Genomic DNA, 17,387 nt, shown 5'->3' on the forward strand with positions numbered 1-17,387 from the left:
GGGCCTAATCGCGAAACCGTGAAGCGCACCCATCTTCCCCTCAATGCCCTGCGCGTGTTCGATGCTGCCGCGCGCCACCTGTCGTTCACCCGTGCGGCGGACGAGCTGGCGGTGACCCCTGCCGCGGTCGGCCAGCAGATCCGCGCGCTTGAGGATGTGCTCGGCGTGGTGCTGTTCCGCCGCACGCCCAAGGGGCTGGAACTCACCCCCGAGGGCGAGGCCGGGCTCGATCCCTTGCGCGAAGGCTTCCTGCGGTTCGAGGAAAGCGTCGAGGCGATGCAGGCCGGGCAGGCGTCCGACCGCTATACCATCGCGGTCCCGCGGGAATTCTACGCCGAATGGCTCGCCCCGCGGCTGGCGCGGTTCCAGGCCGATGCGGCGCAAGGCTCGGGGGACGTGCAGTACATCCTCTCTGCCGACGAGCACGCCGATTTCACCGAGGCGAATATCGACATCGCGATCCGGCTGGTCGACGGGCCGGGCGATCTGGAGGGGGTGCAGCTCGCCCCCGCGCTGCGCGTGACAGTCGCCGCGCCCGATGCCCGCGACAGCTGGATCGACTGGCCGGGGATGCCGCTGCCCGATGGCGTCACGCCGGGCATCAAGGCCGGCAGCCCCGGACAGGCGCTGGCTTCGGCGCTGGCGGGAATGGGGCGCACGATCCTGCCGCTGGCGCTTGCCGAAAGCGCGATCGGGCGCGGCGCGCTTACCGTGCTGGAAGGGCCGGAGCCCGCGATCCGAAGCTACTGGCTCCTCGCCCCCCCGCCGCAATGGCGCAGCCGCAAGGTGCGGGCGCTGGTAGGGTTTCTGGTTGGCTGAATCCCCTGCTGATCAAAGCCGGATAAGGCCGTTTCGCAACGCCTTGATAACCGCACCGATCCGGTCGTTGCAGCCCAGCTTGGCATAGATCCGGCGCATGTAGGTGGCGACCGTTTCCGGCGAAATCGCGATGATGGTGGCGATATCATTGTTGCTCTTGCCCTTGGCGACCCACGTCAGAACCTCGCGCTCGCGCTCGGACAGAACGGGCTCCGGCACCTCTCCGGATGACAGTTCGACGATCTTCTGATGCGCAGCCAGCAACATCGTGTGGACGGTGCGCAAGGTTGCCGGCGAGAGCGGGATTTCATTGTCGGGAAAACCGATCGCCACAAAGGCATTCTGGCCGCGTGCGCCCCAAAGCGGAAAACCGAGGCCTGCCGTCAGTCCGTGCGCGCGCGCCATCCGGAAAAAGGCTTTCTGCGCGGGGGTGAGTTTCAGGCTGGCGATGGCTTCTTGCCAGGTCATCACTCTGGCCTTGCGCATGACCAGATCGGGTATGGGATCGGCAATCTGTGCTCCGCCCCTGATGTAAAGGTCGATCCATTCCGCGGGGAAGCCCGTGGCGAACACTTCGGATCTGACGGTTGAAATGCCTTTGAACAATATTTCCGGATGATAGCTGAATTTATCAGCCCCAACGATGCGGCACATATCAAATACAGAATCAAGAACGCCTTTTACATTATCGGCGTTGAATATCCTTTCCAAAAACTGGAGATTCAATTCTGCATCTAAGGTCAAATATCAAACTGCGCCTAATTTCTTAGATTAGTTAACGCCCTCTAATTTTATGCCAAATTCTGGCGATCACGGAGTCTCGCCGCACCCATCATTCACGTAATCTACCCAGGGGACAGGAAATCGCGTATTTTTTCGCTAGGGCGTGGCTCATGCACGATGAAGCGACCCCCTTTCACACGCGCCTCGAAATTCTGGAGCACGCGATCCAGGCCATGCAGCCGGTCAAGACCTGTGGCTGTTCGGTCGGGCCGGATGTGCGGCAGGCAAAAAATGGCGAGCGTGGCGCGGGATCTTCGCTGGCTGACAGGTTGCGACTGATCGATGCTCTTGTCGCGGCGCGCAGGCACAGGACGAAGTATTTCGACCATGACCTGTTCTTCGATCCGGTCTGGTCAATTCTGATCGATCTTTACCGCGCCGAACTGACTGGCCAGCAATTGTGTGTATCGTCGGTCTGCTATGGCAGCGGCGTGGCCGAGACGACAGCGCTGCGCTACATCAGGGTGCTCGAACTGCGGGGGCTCGTCGAGCGCATGCCTGATCCAAGAGACAGGCGCCGGTCGTTTCTGGGGTTGAACAGGGCGGCGTTCGAGAAACTCGACACGTATTTCAGTGATGTCAGCAGCGGCTGGACCTTTGTGCATACTGCCGGCAGCGAAAGCCGCGAAAGCAGGTCTCTGGCCCGCTTCGGCTGATTGTCTTGACCCGCGACCCAAACCTGCCTAAGGGCGCCCATCTTTCCGGAGCAACCCTCCGGAGCGAGCTGAACATTGGCGGTGCGTCTTCCTCGGGTAGGCAGCCGTCAAAGTAACCCGGTGGCCGAAGGGCCGCGTCGAGTGGGTGGAGCGTTTCGGCTTGGACGTCATGCCGGCTTCGGCTGGTTCTTTCCTGCTGGCAATGCGCTGGCGGCGAGCGGTCCCGGGTCAAGCCCGGGATGACGGCTGAGGCCAACTCTCTCTCTTCCATCGTCCGGCACCCGTGCTCACCATCAACCTGGTGAAGTGAGAACTTAATGCCGACGATCAACCAGCTGGTCCGCAAGGGCCGCGTTCCGCAGAAGGCCAAGTCCAAGGTCCCTGCGATGGAGCAGAACCCGCAGAAGCGCGGCGTTTGCACCCGCGTCTACACGACGACCCCGAAGAAGCCGAACTCGGCGCTGCGCAAGGTGGCCAAGGTCCGCCTGACCAACCAGCGCGAAGTCATCAGCTACATCCCGGGCGAAGGTCACAACCTGCAGGAGCACAGCGTTGTGCTGATCCGCGGCGGGCGTGTGCGCGACCTTCCCGGCGTGCGCTATCACGTGCTGCGCGGCGTGCTCGACACGCAGGGCGTGAAGGACCGCAAGCAGTCGCGTTCGAAGTACGGCGCCAAGCGTCCGAAGTAATCGGTTTTTCCCGTCGCCCCGCACGTGATGCGGGGCTTGGCTTCCTTCCGGCGCGCCGCGTGAAAAAGGAAGCCCAGGCCCGGATCAAGTCCGGGCTGACGATTTAGGATTTTGGAGACAAAGCAATGTCACGTCGTCGTCGTCCCGAAAAGCGGGTCATCCTGCCCGATCCCCAGTACGGGGATCAGATCCTGTCGAAGTTCATGAACAACCTCATGCTCGACGGTAAGAAGGCTGTTGCCGAAAAGATCGTCTATGGCGCGCTCGCCACGGTCGAAGCCAAGGCCAAGGCCGATCCGATCCAGCTGTTCCATGATGCGCTGAACAATGTGAAGCCGCAGGTCGAAGTCCGCAGCCGCCGCGTTGGTGGTGCGACCTATCAGGTGCCGGTCGAGGTGCGCGCCGAGCGTGCCCAGGCACTGGCGATCCGCTGGCTGATCAATGCGGCGCGCGGCCGTCCGGAAACCACTATGGCAGCGCGTCTGTCGGGTGAGCTGCTGGATGCCGCCAACAACCGCGGCAACGCGGTGAAGAAGCGTGAAGACACCCACCGCATGGCTGACGCGAACCGCGCGTTCTCGCACTACCGCTGGTAAGGGTCGGGCACGGATGACAGGCCGCTCCGGTGAAAAAGGGGCGGCCGGTCTTTCCGCTGTCACAAAAGCAACTATATGGAGCCCGCGCCGGTCCCGGTTGGACCGTTGATGCTCCTCCAACGCTCAAGGAATTCACCATGGCACGCAGCCATCCGATCGACCGCTACCGCAATATCGGTATCATGGCGCACATCGACGCCGGCAAGACCACCACGACCGAGCGGATCCTCTACTACACCGGCAAGTCCTACAAGATCGGCGAAGTGCACGATGGTGCCGCGACGATGGACTGGATGGAGCAGGAGCAGGAGCGCGGGATCACCATCACCTCGGCGGCCACGACCTGCTTCTGGTCGGTTGCCGGCGGCCCCGAGCACCGCATCAACATCATCGACACCCCGGGCCACGTGGACTTCACCATCGAGGTGGAGCGTTCCTTGCGCGTCCTCGACGGCGCGGTCGCCTGTTTCGACGGCGTGGCCGGCGTTGAGCCGCAGTCGGAAACCGTTTGGCGCCAGGCCGACAAGTACGGCGTTCCGCGGATGTGCTTCATCAACAAGCTCGACCGCACCGGTGCCAACTTCAAGTATTGCGTCCAGTCGATCATCGATCGTCTGGGTGCGCGTCCGGCCGTGCTTTACATTCCGATCGGTCTCGAAGCCGATCTGAAGGGCCTGGTCGATCTCGTGCACAACCGCGCGATCATCTGGAAGGACGAATCGCTGGGTGCCGAGTTCACCTACGAGGAAATCCCCGCCGATCTGGCTGACGAAGCCGCGATCTACCGCGCCGAGCTGATCGAACTCGCTGTCGAACAGGACGACGAGGCGATGGAAGCCTACCTCGAAGGCAACGAGCCCGACGTCGCGACGCTGAAGGCGCTGATCCGCAAGGGCACGCTCAACCAGTCGTTCGTGCCGGTGTGCTGCGGCTCGGCGTTCAAGAACAAGGGCGTGCAGCCCCTGCTCGACGCCGTGGTCGATTACCTGCCTTCGCCGCTCGACATCCCCGACGTGCAGGGCGTCAAGATGGACAGCGACGAGCCCGACAGCCGTCCGGCCACCGACGAAGCGCCGTTCAGCGCGCTGGCGTTCAAGGTCATGAACGATCCCTTCGTGGGCTCGCTCACCTTCATCCGCATCTATTCGGGCGCGCTCACCAAGGGCACCTACCTGAACTCGGTGAAGGACAAGAAGGAAAAGGTCGGTCGTATGCTGGAAATGCATGCGAACGAGCGCAAGGACGTGGACGAAGCCTTCGCTGGCGACATCATCGCGCTGGCCGGGATGAAGGAAACCACCACCGGCGACACGCTGTGCGCGGAAAAGGCGCCGATCGTGCTCGAGCGGATGGAATTCCCGGAGCCGGTGATCGAGCTTTCGGTGGAGCCCAAGACCAAGGCTGACCAGGAAAAGATGGGCATCGCGCTCAACCGCCTGTCGGCCGAAGACCCCTCGTTCCGCGTTTCGACCGATCATGAATCGGGCCAGACGATCATCAAGGGGATGGGCGAACTCCACCTCGACATCATCGTCGACCGCATGCGCCGCGAGTTCAAGGTCGAGGCCAACGTCGGTGCGCCGCAGGTGGCCTACCGCGAATACCTCGCCCGCGAAGTCGAAGTCGATTACACCCACAAGAAGCAGTCGGGCGGCTCGGGCCAGTTCGGCCGCGTCAAGGTCACTGTCACTCCGGGTGAACGCGGCCAGGGCGTGATCTTCGAAGACCAGATCAAGGGCGGTAACATTCCGCGCGAATATATCCCCGCGATCGAAAAGGGCTTCCGCGAACAGGCTGCCAGCGGGCACCTGGTCGGCTTCCCGATCATCGATTTCAGCATCAAGCTGACCGATGGTGCGTACCACGACGTCGACTCGAGCGCGATCGCGTTCGAAATCGCCGCCCGCGGTGCGATGCGTGAAGTGGCGCAGAAGGCCGGGATCAAGCTGCTCGAACCGATCATGAAGGTCGAAGTGGTGACCCCGGACGATTATCTCGGCGACGTGATCGGCGATCTCAACAGCCGTCGTGGCCAGATCCAGGGCACCGATACCCGCGGCAATGCCCAGGCGGTCGAGGCGTTCGTCCCGCTCGCCAACATGTTCGGCTACGTCAACGAACTGCGCTCGTTCACCCAGGGACGTGCACAGTACACCATGATCTTCTCGCACTATGACGAGGTTCCGGCCAACGTCGCAGCCGAGGTCAAGGAGAAACTTGCCTAAGCCGAACGATCGGTCTAGGGGCGGCGCCTGATTCAGCGGGCACCGCCGTTCTCCCGCGAACACATTGTTTCATTCAAGAAGGTACACCAGAGAAATGGCCAAGGAAAAGTTCCAGCGGAATAAGCCGCACTGCAACATCGGCACCATCGGTCACGTTGACCATGGCAAGACCACGCTGACCGCCGCGATCACCAAGGTGATGGCTGAAACCTACGGCGGCAGCGCCGTGGACTTCGCCAACATCGACAAGGCTCCCGAAGAGCGCGAGCGCGGCATCACCATCTCGACCGCCCACGTCGAGTATGAATCGGCTGCCCGTCACTACGCGCACGTCGACTGCCCGGGTCACGCTGACTACGTGAAGAACATGATCACCGGTGCCGCCCAGATGGACGGCGCGATCCTGGTGGTGAACGCTGCTGACGGCCCGATGCCGCAGACCCGCGAGCACATCCTGCTCGCCCGTCAGGTCGGCGTGCCGGCGCTGGTCGTGTACATGAACAAGGTCGACCAGGTTGACGACGAGGAAATCCTCGAGCTCGTCGAGCTGGAAGTGCGCGAACTGCTGTCGTCGTACGACTTCGACGGTGACAATATTCCGATCGTCAAGGGTTCGGCTCTGGCCGCTCTCGAAGGCCGCGATGACAACATCGGCAAGGATTCGGTCATTGCTCTGATCGAAGCCGTCGACAGCTACATCCCGCAGCCCGACCGTCCGGTTGACAAGCCGTTCCTGATGCCGATCGAAGACGTGTTCTCGATCTCGGGTCGCGGCACCGTGGTGACCGGCCGTATCGAAACCGGCATCGTCAACGTTGGTGACGAAGTCGAAATCGTCGGCATCAAGGACACCCGCAAGACCACCGTCACCGGCGTGGAAATGTTCCGCAAGCTGCTCGATCGCGGTGAAGCTGGCGACAACGTCGGCGCCCTGATCCGCGGCGTTGCCCGTGAAGAAGTCGAGCGTGGCCAGGTTCTCTGCAAGCCCGGCTCGGTCAGCCCGCACACCGAGTTCAGCGCCGAAGTCTACGTGCTGTCGAAGGACGAAGGTGGCCGTCACACGCCGTTCTTCGCCAACTACCGCCCGCAGTTCTACTTCCGCACCACCGACGTGACCGGCGAAGTGATCCTTCCCGAAGGCACCGAAATGGTGATGCCGGGCGACAACGTGACCATCGGCGTCAAGCTGATCGCTCCGATCGCCATGGACGAAGGTCTGCGCTTCGCGATCCGCGAAGGCGGCCGCACCGTGGGTTCGGGCGTCGTTGCCAAGATCACCAAGTAAGGTTTTGCTCCTTTAGGGAGCGCAACTGAACGAAAGAGGCCCGGCGCTCGCAGGAGCTGCCGGGCCTTCTTTTGTGTGAAGGGCAGGGCTGGTTTCAGGGGTGCGGCGCGGTCGTTTCACGCTCGCGTAATTTCCTTAGCCTTACCCCCTTGCCAGAATCCAACACGCCCCGTATAGGCGCGCATCCGCAGACGAGATTCGTCCCGTCTGCATCGAGTTTTGAAGAAGGCCGCCCGCCTCGGGAAACCGGAAATGGCGGGGCCGGCCTTTGTTTTTTGGGAAATGCCGGGCAACCGGCGGCTCCTTGGCTCTTTCGCATCGGTAGTAGGACATGGAAGCTCAGAATATCCGTATTCGCCTCAAGGCGTTTGATCACCGCGTGCTCGACCAGGCGACTGGCGAGATCGCAGGTACGGCCCGTCGCACCGGCGCTCTTATTCGTGGCCCCATTCCCCTGCCGACGCGTATCGAGAAGTTCACCGTGAACCGCGGCCCGCACGTCGACAAGAAGTCGCGCGAGCAGTTCGAGGTGCGCACCTACAAGCGGCTGCTCGACATCGTGCAGCCCAACGCCCAGACCGTCGATGCTCTGATGAAGCTCGATCTGGCTGCCGGCGTGAATGTCGAGATCAAGCTGGCCTGAGGCTAGCCGAAATGCCCCTTGCCACGGCAGGGGGCCTCTATCGTAGGGGCGGGTAACGCCCCGACTGACGATAGGGTGGATACCGCCGGAGAAACTCTCCGGGCTGCGTCCCCCGTCTCGCTTCCAGCGGCCACCCGGCCAGCGGAGGCACTCAGCCCGGACGGGGCGATGCATGAAAATTCGGGCTGAACTGGGGCTGTGTTGCTTGCAACGCGGCCTCGCCATGCACCTTGCGGATGGTCTGCAGGGTGCCTCTGTTGAGGAGTGAACTGACGATGCGCACCGGCGTTATCGCAAAGAAAGTCGGGATGACCCGCCTCTTCCAGGAGGACGGACGGCACGTGCCTGTGACCGTTCTCGCGCTGGAAGATTGCCAGGTGGTGTCGCACCGCACCGCTGACCGCGATGGTTACTTCGCAGTCCAGCTGGGCGCGGGCGAAGCCAAGCAGAAGAACGTTGCCAAGCCGCAGCGTGAACATTTCGCCAAGGCCGATGTCGGTCTGAAGAAGAAGGTCGCCGAATTCCGGGTCGAGAGCGAGGATGCTCTGGTTCCCGTGGGTGCGACCATCAGCGCGGACCACTTCGTTGCCGGCCAGATGGTCGACATCACCGGTCACACGCAGGGTAAGGGCTTTGCCGGTGCGATGAAGCGCTGGGGTTTCGGCGGTATGCGCGCCACCCACGGTGTGTCGATCTCGCACCGTGCGCATGGTTCGACCGGTAACCGTCAGGATCCGGGCCGCGTGTTCAAGGGCAAGAAGATGGCCGGCCACATGGGCGACCGTCAGCGCACCCAGCAGAACCTCGAAATCGTCCGCACCGACGCCGAGCGTGGCCTCCTCTTCGTCAAGGGCTCGGTGCCCGGCGCGAAGAACGGCTGGCTGCTCGTTCGTGACGCGGTCAAGCTGCCGCTCCCCGAAGGTCTGCCGTTCCCCGGCGCAGTGCTCCAGAAGCACGCTCCCGTGGCTGACGAGACCCCCTCGGTGGTTGAAGCTGCTGCCGATGAAGCCATCGTGACCGAAGGTGCCGAAGCCGGCGCCGAGGCCACTGAAGAAAACAAGGAAGGCTGAGCCATGAAGATCAAGGTTCAGAAAATCGACGGCGGGAAGGCCGCAGGCGATATCGAACTGTCGGATGACGTGTTCGGCATCGAGCCGCGCGCCGACATCCTGCACCGGGTCGTGACCTGGCAGCTCGAGAACCGCCGCGGCACCGCCCGCCCGACGCGCGAGCGTTCGGACGTGGCCCGCACCGGCAAGAAGTTCGGCAAGCAGAAGGGTGGCGGCACCGCCCGTCACGGCGACCGCGCTGCCCCGATCTTCATCGGTGGTGGTAAGGCCCACGGTGCGCGCAAGCGTGACTTCGAGCAGTCGCTCAACAAGAAGATCCGTGCGCTCGGCCTCAAGATGGCGCTTTCGACCAAGGCCAAGAGCGGTCTTGTGGTCGTTGACAGCCTCGAACTCGCCGAAGCCAAGACCAAGGTGCTCAAGGGCCACCTCGCTAAGGCCGGCCTGTCGGGCAAGGTGCTGGTGATCGATGGCGAGCAGGTGGATGCGGGCTTCAAGAAGGCCGCCGGCAACCTGCCGGGGATCAACGTGCTCCCCGCGATCGGCGCCAATGTCTACGACATCCTCAACCACGACACGCTGGTGCTGACCAAGGCCGCTGTCGAAAAGCTGGAGGCGCGCTTCAATGGCTAAGAAGCAGACTGTCGATGCGCGTCACTACGACGTGATCATCGCGCCGCACATCACGGAAAAGTCGACCCTCGCGTCGGAACAGAACGCCGTGGTCTTCAAGGTCGCTAAGGACGCGACCAAGCCCCAGATCAAGGAAGCGATCGAGGCGATCTACGACAAGAAGGTCGTCGCCGTGAACACCCTGATCGCCAAGGGCAAGACCAAGCGCTGGAAGGGCAAGGCCTATCAGCGCTCCGACGTGAAGAAGGCCATTGTCACCCTCGCCGAGGGTGAAATGATCGACATCACCAGCGGTATCTGAGGCCAAGGGACAGGACACGAACAATGGCACTCAAGAACTACAAGCCGACCAGTCCCGCACGCCGCGGTCTGATCCTGGTCGACAAGTCGGCCCTGTGGAAGGGCAAGCCGGTCAAGGCGCTTACCGAAGGCAAGCGCAAGACCGGTGGCCGCAACAACAAGGGTCACGTCACCAGCCGCGGCATCGCCGGTGGTCACAAGCAGAAGTACCGCTTCATCGACTTCAAGCGTCGCAAGTGGGACATGCCGGCCACGGTCGAGCGTCTGGAATATGACCCGAACCGCACCGCTTTCATCGCTCTCGTCAAGTACGAGGACGGCGAGCAGGCCTACATCATCGCTCCGCAGCGCCTTGCTGTCGGTGACACGGTGGTGGCCGGTGAAAAGACCGACACCAAGCCGGGCAACGCGATGCTGCTGGGCCAGATGCCGGTCGGCACCATCTGCCACAACGTGGAAATGAAGCCGGGCAAGGGCGGTCAGATCGCCCGTTCCGCCGGCACCTATGTGCAGGTCGTCGGCCGTGACCGCGCTTTCGTGATCGTCCGCCTGAACTCGGGCGAGCAGCGTTACCTGCGCGCCGATTGCATGGGCACGGTGGGTGCGGTGTCGAACCCCGACAACGCCAACCAGAACTTTGCCAAGGCCGGCCGTTCGCGCTGGATGGGCAAGCGGCCGCTCACTCGCGGCGTTGCGAAGAACCCGGTCGACCACCCGCACGGTGGTGGTGAAGGCCGCACCTCGGGTGGCCGTCATCCGGTGACCCCGTGGGGCAAGCCGACCAAGGGTGCCCGTACGCGCCACAACAAGCAGACGGACAAGATGATCATCCGTTCGCGTCACGCGAAGAAGAAGAGGTAAGAGACGATGGCACGTTCCGTCTGGAAAGGTCCGTTTGTCGAGCTGAGCCTGCTGAAGAAGGCAGAAACGGCGCAGGAAACCACGAATGCCAAGCCGATCAAGACCTGGTCGCGGCGTTCGACGATCCTGCCGCAGTTCGTCGGGCTCACCTTCAATGTCTATAACGGGCACAAGTTCATTCCCGTTTCGGTTTCGGAAGAAATGGTCGGCCACAAGCTCGGTGAATTTGCGCCCACGCGCACCTTCCCCGGCCACGCCGCCGACAAGAAGGGCAAGCGCTGATGAGCAAGGCAAAGGCACCCCGCCGCGTCGCCGATAACGAGGCGCTGGCTGTCGGCACCACGATCCGTGGTTCCGCGCAGAAGCTGAACCTCGTTGCGGCCCTGATCCGCGGCAAGAAGGCCGAAGAGGCGATGAACATCCTCGCCTTTTCGAAGCGGGCGATGGCGCGCGATGCGAGCAAGGTGCTCGCTTCGGCAATCGCCAACGCCGAAAACAACCACAACCTCGACGTTGACTCGCTGATCGTGGCCGAAGCCTCGGTCGGCAAGTCGGTGACGATGAAGCGGTTCCACACCCGCGGCCGCGGCAAGTCGACCCGGATCCTCAAGCCGTTCAGCCGGTTGCGGATCGTCGTTCGCGAAGCAGAAGAGGCGTAAGATGGGCCAGAAGAGCAATCCGATCGGTCTGCGCCTGCAGATCAACCGCACCTGGGACAGCCGCTGGTACGCCGAAGGGCGTGACTATGCGCAGCTGCTCAAGGAAGATGTCGCGATCCGCAAGTACATCATGAAGAACCTGCCGCAGGCGGCGGTTTCGAAGGTGGTGATCGAGCGCCCGGCCAAGCTGTGCCGCGTGTCGATCTATGCGGCGCGTCCCGGCGTGATCATCGGCAAGAAGGGCGCAGACATCGAAAAGCTGCGTTCCAAGCTGGCGACCATGACCGCGAGCGAGGTGAAGCTGAACATCGTCGAAATCCGCAAGCCGGAAATCGATGCGAAGCTCGTCGCGCAGGGCATTGCTGACCAGCTGGTGCGCCGCGTGGCGTTCCGCCGGGCGATGAAGCGTGCGGTGCAGTCGGCGCTGCGTCTGGGTGCCGAAGGCATCAAGATCGTGTGCGGCGGCCGTCTCGGCGGGGCGGAAATCGCCCGCGTCGAATGGTACCGCGAAGGCCGCGTGCCGCTTCACACCCTGCGTGCGAACATCGATTACGCCGAAACCGAGGCGCTGACCGCCTACGGGATCATCGGGATCAAGGTGTGGATCTTCAAGGGCGAGATCCTTGCCCATGATCCGACCGCGCAGGACCGCCTGATGATGGAAGCCCAGACTTCCGGCGTTCGTCCGGCCCGCTAAAGGTAACAGACCATGTTGCAACCGAAGAAAACCAAGTTCCGCAAGGCTTTCAAGGGCCGGATCAAGGGCGAAGCCAAGGGTGGCACCACCCTCAATTTCGGCTCCTACGGTCTCAAGGCGCTCGAACCCGAGCGGATCACCGCCCGCCAGATCGAAGCGGCGCGTCGTGCCATCACCCGCCACATCAAGCGTCAGGGTCGTCTGTGGATCCGCGTGTTCCCCGATGTGCCGGTGTCGAAGAAGCCTGCCGAAGTCCGTCAGGGTAAGGGCAAGGGCTCGATCGAATACTGGGCAGCCCGCGTGAAGCCGGGTCGGATCCTGTTCGAACTCGACGGCGTTGCCGGCCCGCTGGCTGCCGAAGCATTCGAGCGTGCAGCGATGAAGCTGCCGATCAAGACCAAGGTCGTCGCCCGTCTTGGCGACACCAGCCACCTGGGAGGCGAATAATGGCCGATATCGCGGACCTTCGCACCAAGACCGATGATCAGCTGGCCGCCGAGCTCACCGAGCTGAAGCGCGAGCAGTACAATCTCCGGTTCCAGGCTGCGACCAACCAGCTCGAGGCTCCGTCGCGCATCCGTCAGGTGCGCCGGAACATCGCGCAGATCAAGACGCTGCAAAGCGAGCGTGCGGCGAAGGCCGCCGCCGCGAAGGCGTAAGGAGTAAGCACAATGCCCAAGCGCATCCTCGTCGGGACTGTGACCTCCGACAAGACTGACAAGACCGTGACCGTGAAGGTCGAACGCAAGGTTCGTCACCCGCTTTACGGGAAGATCATCCGTCGTTCGAAGAAGTATCACGCGCACGACGAGAACAACGAATACACCGTGGGTGATGTCGTGCGGATCGAAGAGACCCGTCCGATGTCCAAGACCAAGACCTGGATCGTCAAGGACCGGGTCGTGGCAGGCGGCGTTCAGGCGGTGGAAGCCGACCTCGACGTGGCGGCTGCGGGTAACTGAGTTAGACGTAAACGGAACTACCGGGCCCCGGTCGGATCGGGCGTCCCGGAAAGCCATTGAGTAAGGAACCGGATCAATGATCCAGATGCAATCCAATCTCGACGTCGCGGACAACAGCGGCGCCAAGCGCGTCCAGTGCATCAAGGTGCTGGGCGGGTCGAAGCGTCGTACCGCAGGCGTTGGCGATGTGATCGTGGTTTCCGTCAAGGAAGCCCAGCCGCGCACCAAGGTGAAGAAGGGCGACGTTCATCGCGCCGTGATCGTGCGCACCCGCAAGGACGTGCGTCGTCCGGATGGTACTGTCATCCGTTTCGACAGCAACGCTGCCGTGCTCGTGAACAAGAACGAGGAGCCGATCGGCACCCGTATCTTTGGCCCCGTGGTCCGCGAACTGCGCGGCAAGGGCTTCATGAAGATCATCTCGCTTGCTCCGGAGGTGCTGTAATGTCGGCCGCCAAGATCAAGAAGGGTGACAGCGTCGTCGTGCTGTCCGGCAAGGACAAGGGCCGCACCGGTACGGTCGCCCAGGTCATGCCGAAGGACGGCAAGGTCGTCGTGGAAGGCGTGAACATCGTCGCCCGTCACCGCAAGCCCAGCCAGGCCAACCCGCAGGGTGGCATCGACCGGTTCCCGGCTCCGATGCACATCTCCAAGGTCGCTCTGGCCGATCCCAAGGATGGCAAGCCCACCCGCGTCCGTTTCGAAATCAAGGACGGCAAGAAGGTGCGCGTTGCCGTGAAGAGCGGGGAGACCATCAATGGCTGACGCTTACACCGCACGGATGAAGGCGAAGTACGACGCCGAAATCGTCAAGGCGATGACCGAGAAGTTCGGTTACAAGAACCGCATGGAAGTGCCGAAGCTCGAAAAGATCACGCTCAACATGGGCGTGGGCGAAGCGAGCCAGGACAAGAAGAAGGTTCAGACCGCCGCCGAGGAAATGGCGCTGATTGCCGGCCAGAAGCCGGTCATCACCCTCGCCAAGAAGTCGATCGCGCAGTTCAAGCTGCGTGAAGGCATGCCGATCGGCTGCAAGGTGACCCTGCGCCGCGAACGCATGTACGAATTCCTCGATCGTCTCGTGACCGTGGCCATGCCGCGCATCCGTGACTTCCGCGGGCTGAACGCCAAGTCGTTCGATGGCCGCGGCAATTACGCGATGGGGCTGAAGGAACAGATCGTGTTCCCCGAAATCAGCTACGACAAGATCGAAAAGGTGCGCGGGATGGATATCATCATCACCACCACCGCCAAGACCGACGAAGAGGCGCGCGAACTGCTGCGTCTGTTCGGCTTCCCCTTCCAGGGCGAGGCCAAGGGTGAACAGAAGGAGGCGGCGTGAGCCGCTTCCCGTTAGAGACACGAAAGCAGAGAGCTTAAGTCCATGGCGAAACTGAGTTCCATCAACAAGAATGAGCGTCGCAAGAAGCTCGTGAAGCAGTACGCTGCGAAGTACGAGAAGCTGAAGGCGATCGCTGCCGATGAATCGCTTGACGAGACCGAGCGCCTGATGGCCCGGCTCAAGATGGCGGAGCTTCCGCGCAATGCGAACCCGACCCGGGTGCGCAACCGTTGCGCCACCACCGGCCGCCCGCGCGGCTATTACCGCAAGTTCGGCATCAACCGTATCGAACTGCGTCAACTCGGCAACAGCGGGATGATTCCCGGTCTGACCAAGTCGAGCTGGTGAGGACTGAACTATGGCTATGACCGATCCTCTGGGTGACATGCTCACCCGCATCCGCAACGGCCAGCGCGCGAAGAAGGACTCCGTCCTGACGCCCGCCAGCAACCTGCGTGCAAGCGTGCTCGAAGTGCTTCAGCGTGAAGGCTACATCCGTGGCTTCAGCGAAGACAATTCGGGCAAGCACAAGGCGCTGCGGATCGAACTGAAGTATTTCGAAGGCGAGCCCGCGATCAAGCACGTGGCCCGCGTTTCGAAGCCCGGCCGCCGCGTCTATTCGGGTTCCAAGGAACTGCCGACGATCCGCAACGGCCTTGGCATCACCATCGTCTCGACGCCGAAGGGCGTGCTCTCGGATGCCGAGGCACGCACCCACAACGTCGGCGGCGAAGTGCTGGCGGAGGTGTTCTGATGAGCCGCATCGGCAAAAAGCCGGTCGCGATCCCCGGCGGGGTGACGGCCACCATCGAAAACGGCACGCTCAGCGTGAAGGGCCCCAAGGGCACCCTTACCATGGGCCTGTCGGATCTGATCGACTACAAGCTCGAAGACGGCGCGATTTCGGTCAAGCCGGCCAACGACACCCGTCAGGCACGGGCGTTCTGGGGCATGCAGCGCACGCTGGTCTCGAACCTCGTCGAAGGCGTGACCGAGGGCTTCACCAAGGTTCTGGTGATCAAGGGCGTCGGCTACCGTGCCAGCGCGCAGGGCGCCAACCTGAAGCTGCAGCTCGGCTACAGCCACGATGTCGATCTGCCCGTGCCCGCCGGTCTTGAAGTCAAGACCCCGGACCAGACCACGATCGAGATTTCCGGCATCGACAAGCAGGCCGTTGGCCAGTTTGCCGCCGAAATCCGCCGCTGGCGCAAGCCCGAGCCCTACAAGGGCAAGGGGATCGCCTATCGCGGCGAGTTTATCTTCCGCAAGGAAGGGAAGAAGAGGTAAGATGGCTAAGCTCTCCCTGTTCGAACGGCGCCGTCGCCGCGTTCGCACCGCGCTGCGTGCGCGTGCCGGTGGCAAGCCGCGCCTGTCGGTGCACCGCACCGGCCGTCACATCTACGCCCAGATCATCGATGACGCTGCCGGCCGCACGGTCGCTGCTGCATCGACGCTCGGTGCCAAGGCGAGCGGTGCCAATGTCGATGCCGCTGCCCAGGTCGGCAAGGCAATCGCCGAAGCCGCCAAGAAGGCCGGCGTGACCACCGTCGTGTTCGATCGCGGCGGCTTCCTGTTCCATGGCCGCGTCAAGGCGCTGGCCGATGCCGCCCGTGAAGGCGGGCTGGAGTTCTGATCATGGCTGACGAAAACACCATCGAAACTCCGGAAGTCGCCGGTGACATCGGCGGCGACGCCGGGGAAGCGCAGGGCCGTCGTGGCCGTGGGCGTGGCGGCAACCGCGAAGGCGGTGACCGCGGGCGCGGTCGTGGCGGTCGCGACGACCGTCGCGGCGGCAAGCCCGAGGAAGATGACGGCATCATCGAAAAGCTGGTGCACATCAACCGCGTCTCCAAGACCGTGAAGGGCGGCAAGCGCTTCGGCTTTGCTGCGCTGGTCGTGGTCGGTGACGGCCAGGGTCGCGTCGGCTTCGGCCACGGCAAGGCCCGCGAAGTGCCCGAAGCGATCACCAAGGCGACTGCCTCGGCCCGCAAGAAGATGATCCGCGTTCCGCTCAAGGAAGGCCGCACCCTGCACCATGACGGCAACGGCCGTTTCGGCGCCGGCAAGGTGACCGTCCGCACCGCGCCTCCGGGGACCGGCATCATCGCCGGTGGTCCGATGCGCGCCGTGTTCGAGAGCCTCGGCGTTGCCGACGTGGTGACCAAGTCGGTCGGCACCTCGAACCCCTACAACATGATCCGCGCCACCTTCGACGCGCTGTCCGAGCAGACTTCGCCGAAGTCGGTCGCCCAGCGTCGTGGCAAGAAGGTTGCCGACCTGCTGGGTCGGGGCGGAGCCAGCGCAGCCGAGGCCGAAGCCGACGCTGCGGCGATTGTGGAGTAATCCGAGATGGCAACCATCAAGATCAAGCAGATCGGTTCGCCGATCCGTCGCCCGGAAAGCCAGCGCAAGATCCTCATCGGTCTTGGGCTGAACAAGATGCACAAGGTCGTCGAGCGTCAGGATACCCCTGAAGTTCGCGGCGCGATCGCCAAGATCCCGCATCTGGTCCAGGTGATCGACTAAATCCAGGCAGGCCCCGCGCAAGTGGGGCCTTCCTCTCTGTCAGCGCGACAAAAGCGAAAGCGAGTGCACACATGAAACTGAATGACATCCGCGACAATGCCGGTGCCCGCAAGGGCCGCATCCGTGTCGGCCGTGGTATCGGCTCGGGCAAGGGCAAGACCTCGGCTCGCGGCCAGAAGGGCCAGAAGGCCCGTTCCGGCGTTGCCATCAAGGGCTTTGAAGGCGGCCAGATGCCGCTGCACATGCGCCTGCCGAAGCGCGGGTTCAACAACCCGTTCGGCAAGGACTATGCCGAGGTGAACATCGGCATGATCCAGAAGTTCATCGACGCCGGAAAGCTCGATGCCAAGGCGACCATCACCGAGGAAGCGCTGCGCGCGGCCGGTCTGGTTCGTGGCGGTAAGGACGGCGTGCGTCTGCTCGGCAAGGGCGAGATCACGGCCAAGGCGACTTTCGCTGTGACCGGCGCCACCAAGGGCGCGATTGCCGCGGTTGAAAAGGCCGGTGGCAAGGTGGAAGTGGCTCCGGCCCCGACCCCCGAACATGAAAAGAAGCTCGCCCGTCGCGACGCCAACAAGGCCGCCAAGGCGAAGTAATCGACGAAAATGGGAGCGCGGGGGTTCGACAAGAGCCCCCGCGCTTCC

General features: G+C 63.0%; 28 protein-coding genes. 27 read left to right on the forward strand and 1 reads right to left on the reverse strand.

All coding sequences use genetic code 11. From position 1 onward, the window contains the following. The first annotated feature begins 18 nt into the window (after positions 1 to 18). Positions 19 to 819: a LysR family transcriptional regulator gene (locus ACU0AG_RS03095; protein ID WP_482780805.1), complete on the forward strand. Its 801-nt coding sequence runs from the start codon at positions 19 to 21 to the stop codon at positions 817 to 819. 12 nt (positions 820 to 831) lie between these two features. Here ACU0AG_RS03095 and ACU0AG_RS03100 read toward each other — a convergent pair whose 3' ends face one another. Continuing rightward, a complete protein-coding gene (locus tag ACU0AG_RS03100) occupies positions 832 to 1,563 on the reverse strand; it encodes a helix-turn-helix transcriptional regulator (RefSeq protein ID WP_482780806.1) in 732 nt (243 codons plus the stop codon). A gap of 149 nt (positions 1,564 to 1,712) precedes the next feature. Here ACU0AG_RS03100 and ACU0AG_RS03105 point away from each other — a divergent pair, with 149 nt between their 5' ends. The 26 genes from ACU0AG_RS03105 to rplO all read left to right on the forward strand — a co-directional run bounded on the left by ACU0AG_RS03105 (position 1,713) and on the right by rplO (position 17,339). After that, positions 1,713 to 2,258: a hypothetical protein gene (locus tag ACU0AG_RS03105; RefSeq protein ID WP_482780807.1), complete on the forward strand. Its 546-nt coding sequence runs from the start codon at positions 1,713 to 1,715 to the stop codon at positions 2,256 to 2,258. A 317-nt stretch (positions 2,259 to 2,575) separates the two neighbouring features. Next, on the forward strand, positions 2,576 to 2,947 hold the full coding sequence (gene rpsL, locus ACU0AG_RS03110) for a 30S ribosomal protein S12 (protein ID WP_006831873.1): 372 nt from the start codon (positions 2,576 to 2,578) through the stop codon (positions 2,945 to 2,947). A 125-nt stretch (positions 2,948 to 3,072) separates the two neighbouring features. Next, positions 3,073 to 3,543, forward strand: a complete 471-nt coding sequence (gene rpsG, locus ACU0AG_RS03115) for a 30S ribosomal protein S7 (RefSeq protein ID WP_482780808.1) — start codon at positions 3,073 to 3,075, stop codon at positions 3,541 to 3,543. Between the two features lie 137 nt (positions 3,544 to 3,680). Next, entirely contained in the window at positions 3,681 to 5,768 is a 2,088-nt protein-coding gene (fusA, locus tag ACU0AG_RS03120; RefSeq protein ID WP_482780809.1) for an elongation factor G, read from the forward strand. Between the two features lie 94 nt (positions 5,769 to 5,862). Beyond that, positions 5,863 to 7,053, forward strand: coding sequence for an elongation factor Tu (gene tuf, locus ACU0AG_RS03125; protein WP_482780810.1), 1,191 nt, complete (start codon positions 5,863 to 5,865; stop codon positions 7,051 to 7,053). Positions 7,054 to 7,384: 331 nt separating this feature from the next. Next, on the forward strand, positions 7,385 to 7,696 hold the full coding sequence (rpsJ, locus tag ACU0AG_RS03130; protein ID WP_482780811.1) for a 30S ribosomal protein S10: 312 nt from the start codon (positions 7,385 to 7,387) through the stop codon (positions 7,694 to 7,696). Between the two features lie 275 nt (positions 7,697 to 7,971). Beyond that, positions 7,972 to 8,766 carry a 50S ribosomal protein L3 gene (gene rplC / locus ACU0AG_RS03135; RefSeq protein WP_482780812.1) on the forward strand — a complete coding sequence of 265 codons (795 nt, stop codon included), beginning with the start codon at positions 7,972 to 7,974 and terminating at the stop codon, positions 8,764 to 8,766. A 3-nt stretch (positions 8,767 to 8,769) separates the two neighbouring features. Next, positions 8,770 to 9,396, forward strand: coding sequence for a 50S ribosomal protein L4 (gene rplD, locus ACU0AG_RS03140; protein WP_482780813.1), 627 nt, complete (start codon positions 8,770 to 8,772; stop codon positions 9,394 to 9,396). After that, positions 9,389 to 9,697, forward strand: coding sequence for a 50S ribosomal protein L23 (locus tag ACU0AG_RS03145; protein ID WP_482780814.1), 309 nt, complete (start codon positions 9,389 to 9,391; stop codon positions 9,695 to 9,697). The genes rplD and ACU0AG_RS03145 overlap by 8 nt, the downstream gene beginning before the upstream one ends. A gap of 23 nt (positions 9,698 to 9,720) precedes the next feature. After that, entirely contained in the window at positions 9,721 to 10,557 is an 837-nt protein-coding gene (rplB, locus tag ACU0AG_RS03150) for a 50S ribosomal protein L2 (RefSeq protein ID WP_482780815.1), read from the forward strand. Between the two features lie 6 nt (positions 10,558 to 10,563). Further along, on the forward strand, positions 10,564 to 10,839 hold the full coding sequence (gene rpsS, locus ACU0AG_RS03155; protein ID WP_088914647.1) for a 30S ribosomal protein S19: 276 nt from the start codon (positions 10,564 to 10,566) through the stop codon (positions 10,837 to 10,839). Continuing rightward, entirely contained in the window at positions 10,839 to 11,216 is a 378-nt protein-coding gene (gene rplV / locus ACU0AG_RS03160) for a 50S ribosomal protein L22 (RefSeq protein ID WP_482780816.1), read from the forward strand. The genes rpsS and rplV overlap by 1 nt, the downstream gene beginning before the upstream one ends. Position 11,217: 1 nt before the next feature. After that, entirely contained in the window at positions 11,218 to 11,913 is a 696-nt protein-coding gene (gene rpsC, locus ACU0AG_RS03165) for a 30S ribosomal protein S3 (RefSeq protein WP_069310549.1), read from the forward strand. Positions 11,914 to 11,925: 12 nt separating this feature from the next. Further along, the gene (rplP, locus tag ACU0AG_RS03170) at positions 11,926 to 12,360 is read left to right on the forward strand and encodes a 50S ribosomal protein L16 (protein WP_482780817.1); all 435 of its coding nucleotides are present in this window, start codon (positions 11,926 to 11,928) and stop codon (positions 12,358 to 12,360) included. Beyond that, complete coding sequence (gene rpmC, locus ACU0AG_RS03175; RefSeq protein WP_482780818.1) at positions 12,360 to 12,572, forward strand: 50S ribosomal protein L29; 213 nt, start codon at positions 12,360 to 12,362, stop codon at positions 12,570 to 12,572. The genes rplP and rpmC overlap by 1 nt, the downstream gene beginning before the upstream one ends. A 12-nt stretch (positions 12,573 to 12,584) precedes the next feature. Then, positions 12,585 to 12,875, forward strand: a complete 291-nt coding sequence (rpsQ, locus tag ACU0AG_RS03180) for a 30S ribosomal protein S17 (protein ID WP_069310546.1) — start codon at positions 12,585 to 12,587, stop codon at positions 12,873 to 12,875. A gap of 76 nt (positions 12,876 to 12,951) precedes the next feature. Further along, entirely contained in the window at positions 12,952 to 13,320 is a 369-nt protein-coding gene (rplN, locus tag ACU0AG_RS03185) for a 50S ribosomal protein L14 (protein WP_482780819.1), read from the forward strand. Beyond that, positions 13,320 to 13,640 (forward strand): 50S ribosomal protein L24, encoded by a 321-nt coding sequence (rplX, locus tag ACU0AG_RS03190; protein ID WP_482780820.1) that lies wholly within the window; start codon positions 13,320 to 13,322, stop codon positions 13,638 to 13,640. Before rplN ends, rplX begins: the two co-directional genes overlap by 1 nt. Beyond that, positions 13,633 to 14,217 carry a 50S ribosomal protein L5 gene (gene rplE, locus ACU0AG_RS03195; protein WP_482780821.1) on the forward strand — a complete coding sequence of 195 codons (585 nt, stop codon included), beginning with the start codon at positions 13,633 to 13,635 and terminating at the stop codon, positions 14,215 to 14,217. The genes rplX and rplE overlap by 8 nt, the downstream gene beginning before the upstream one ends. Before the next feature lie 42 nt (positions 14,218 to 14,259). Continuing rightward, the gene (gene rpsN / locus ACU0AG_RS03200; RefSeq protein ID WP_482780822.1) at positions 14,260 to 14,565 is read left to right on the forward strand and encodes a 30S ribosomal protein S14; all 306 of its coding nucleotides are present in this window, start codon (positions 14,260 to 14,262) and stop codon (positions 14,563 to 14,565) included. 10 nt (positions 14,566 to 14,575) lie between these two features. Beyond that, positions 14,576 to 14,971: a 30S ribosomal protein S8 gene (rpsH, locus tag ACU0AG_RS03205; RefSeq protein WP_482780823.1), complete on the forward strand. Its 396-nt coding sequence runs from the start codon at positions 14,576 to 14,578 to the stop codon at positions 14,969 to 14,971. Beyond that, on the forward strand, positions 14,971 to 15,504 hold the full coding sequence (gene rplF, locus ACU0AG_RS03210) for a 50S ribosomal protein L6 (protein WP_482780824.1): 534 nt from the start codon (positions 14,971 to 14,973) through the stop codon (positions 15,502 to 15,504). The genes rpsH and rplF overlap by 1 nt, the downstream gene beginning before the upstream one ends. Before the next feature lies 1 nt (position 15,505). Continuing rightward, positions 15,506 to 15,850, forward strand: coding sequence for a 50S ribosomal protein L18 (gene rplR / locus ACU0AG_RS03215; protein ID WP_482780825.1), 345 nt, complete (start codon positions 15,506 to 15,508; stop codon positions 15,848 to 15,850). Between the two features lie 2 nt (positions 15,851 to 15,852). After that, complete coding sequence (gene rpsE / locus ACU0AG_RS03220) at positions 15,853 to 16,560, forward strand: 30S ribosomal protein S5 (protein WP_482780826.1); 708 nt, start codon at positions 15,853 to 15,855, stop codon at positions 16,558 to 16,560. Between the two features lie 6 nt (positions 16,561 to 16,566). Further along, the gene (rpmD, locus tag ACU0AG_RS03225) at positions 16,567 to 16,743 is read left to right on the forward strand and encodes a 50S ribosomal protein L30 (protein WP_481771249.1); all 177 of its coding nucleotides are present in this window, start codon (positions 16,567 to 16,569) and stop codon (positions 16,741 to 16,743) included. Positions 16,744 to 16,814: 71 nt separating this feature from the next. Further along, positions 16,815 to 17,339, forward strand: a complete 525-nt coding sequence (gene rplO / locus ACU0AG_RS03230) for a 50S ribosomal protein L15 (protein WP_482780827.1) — start codon at positions 16,815 to 16,817, stop codon at positions 17,337 to 17,339. Positions 17,340 to 17,387 lie beyond the last annotated feature (48 nt).

It is taken from the genome of Erythrobacter sp. RANMB8 (assembly GCF_056848235.1).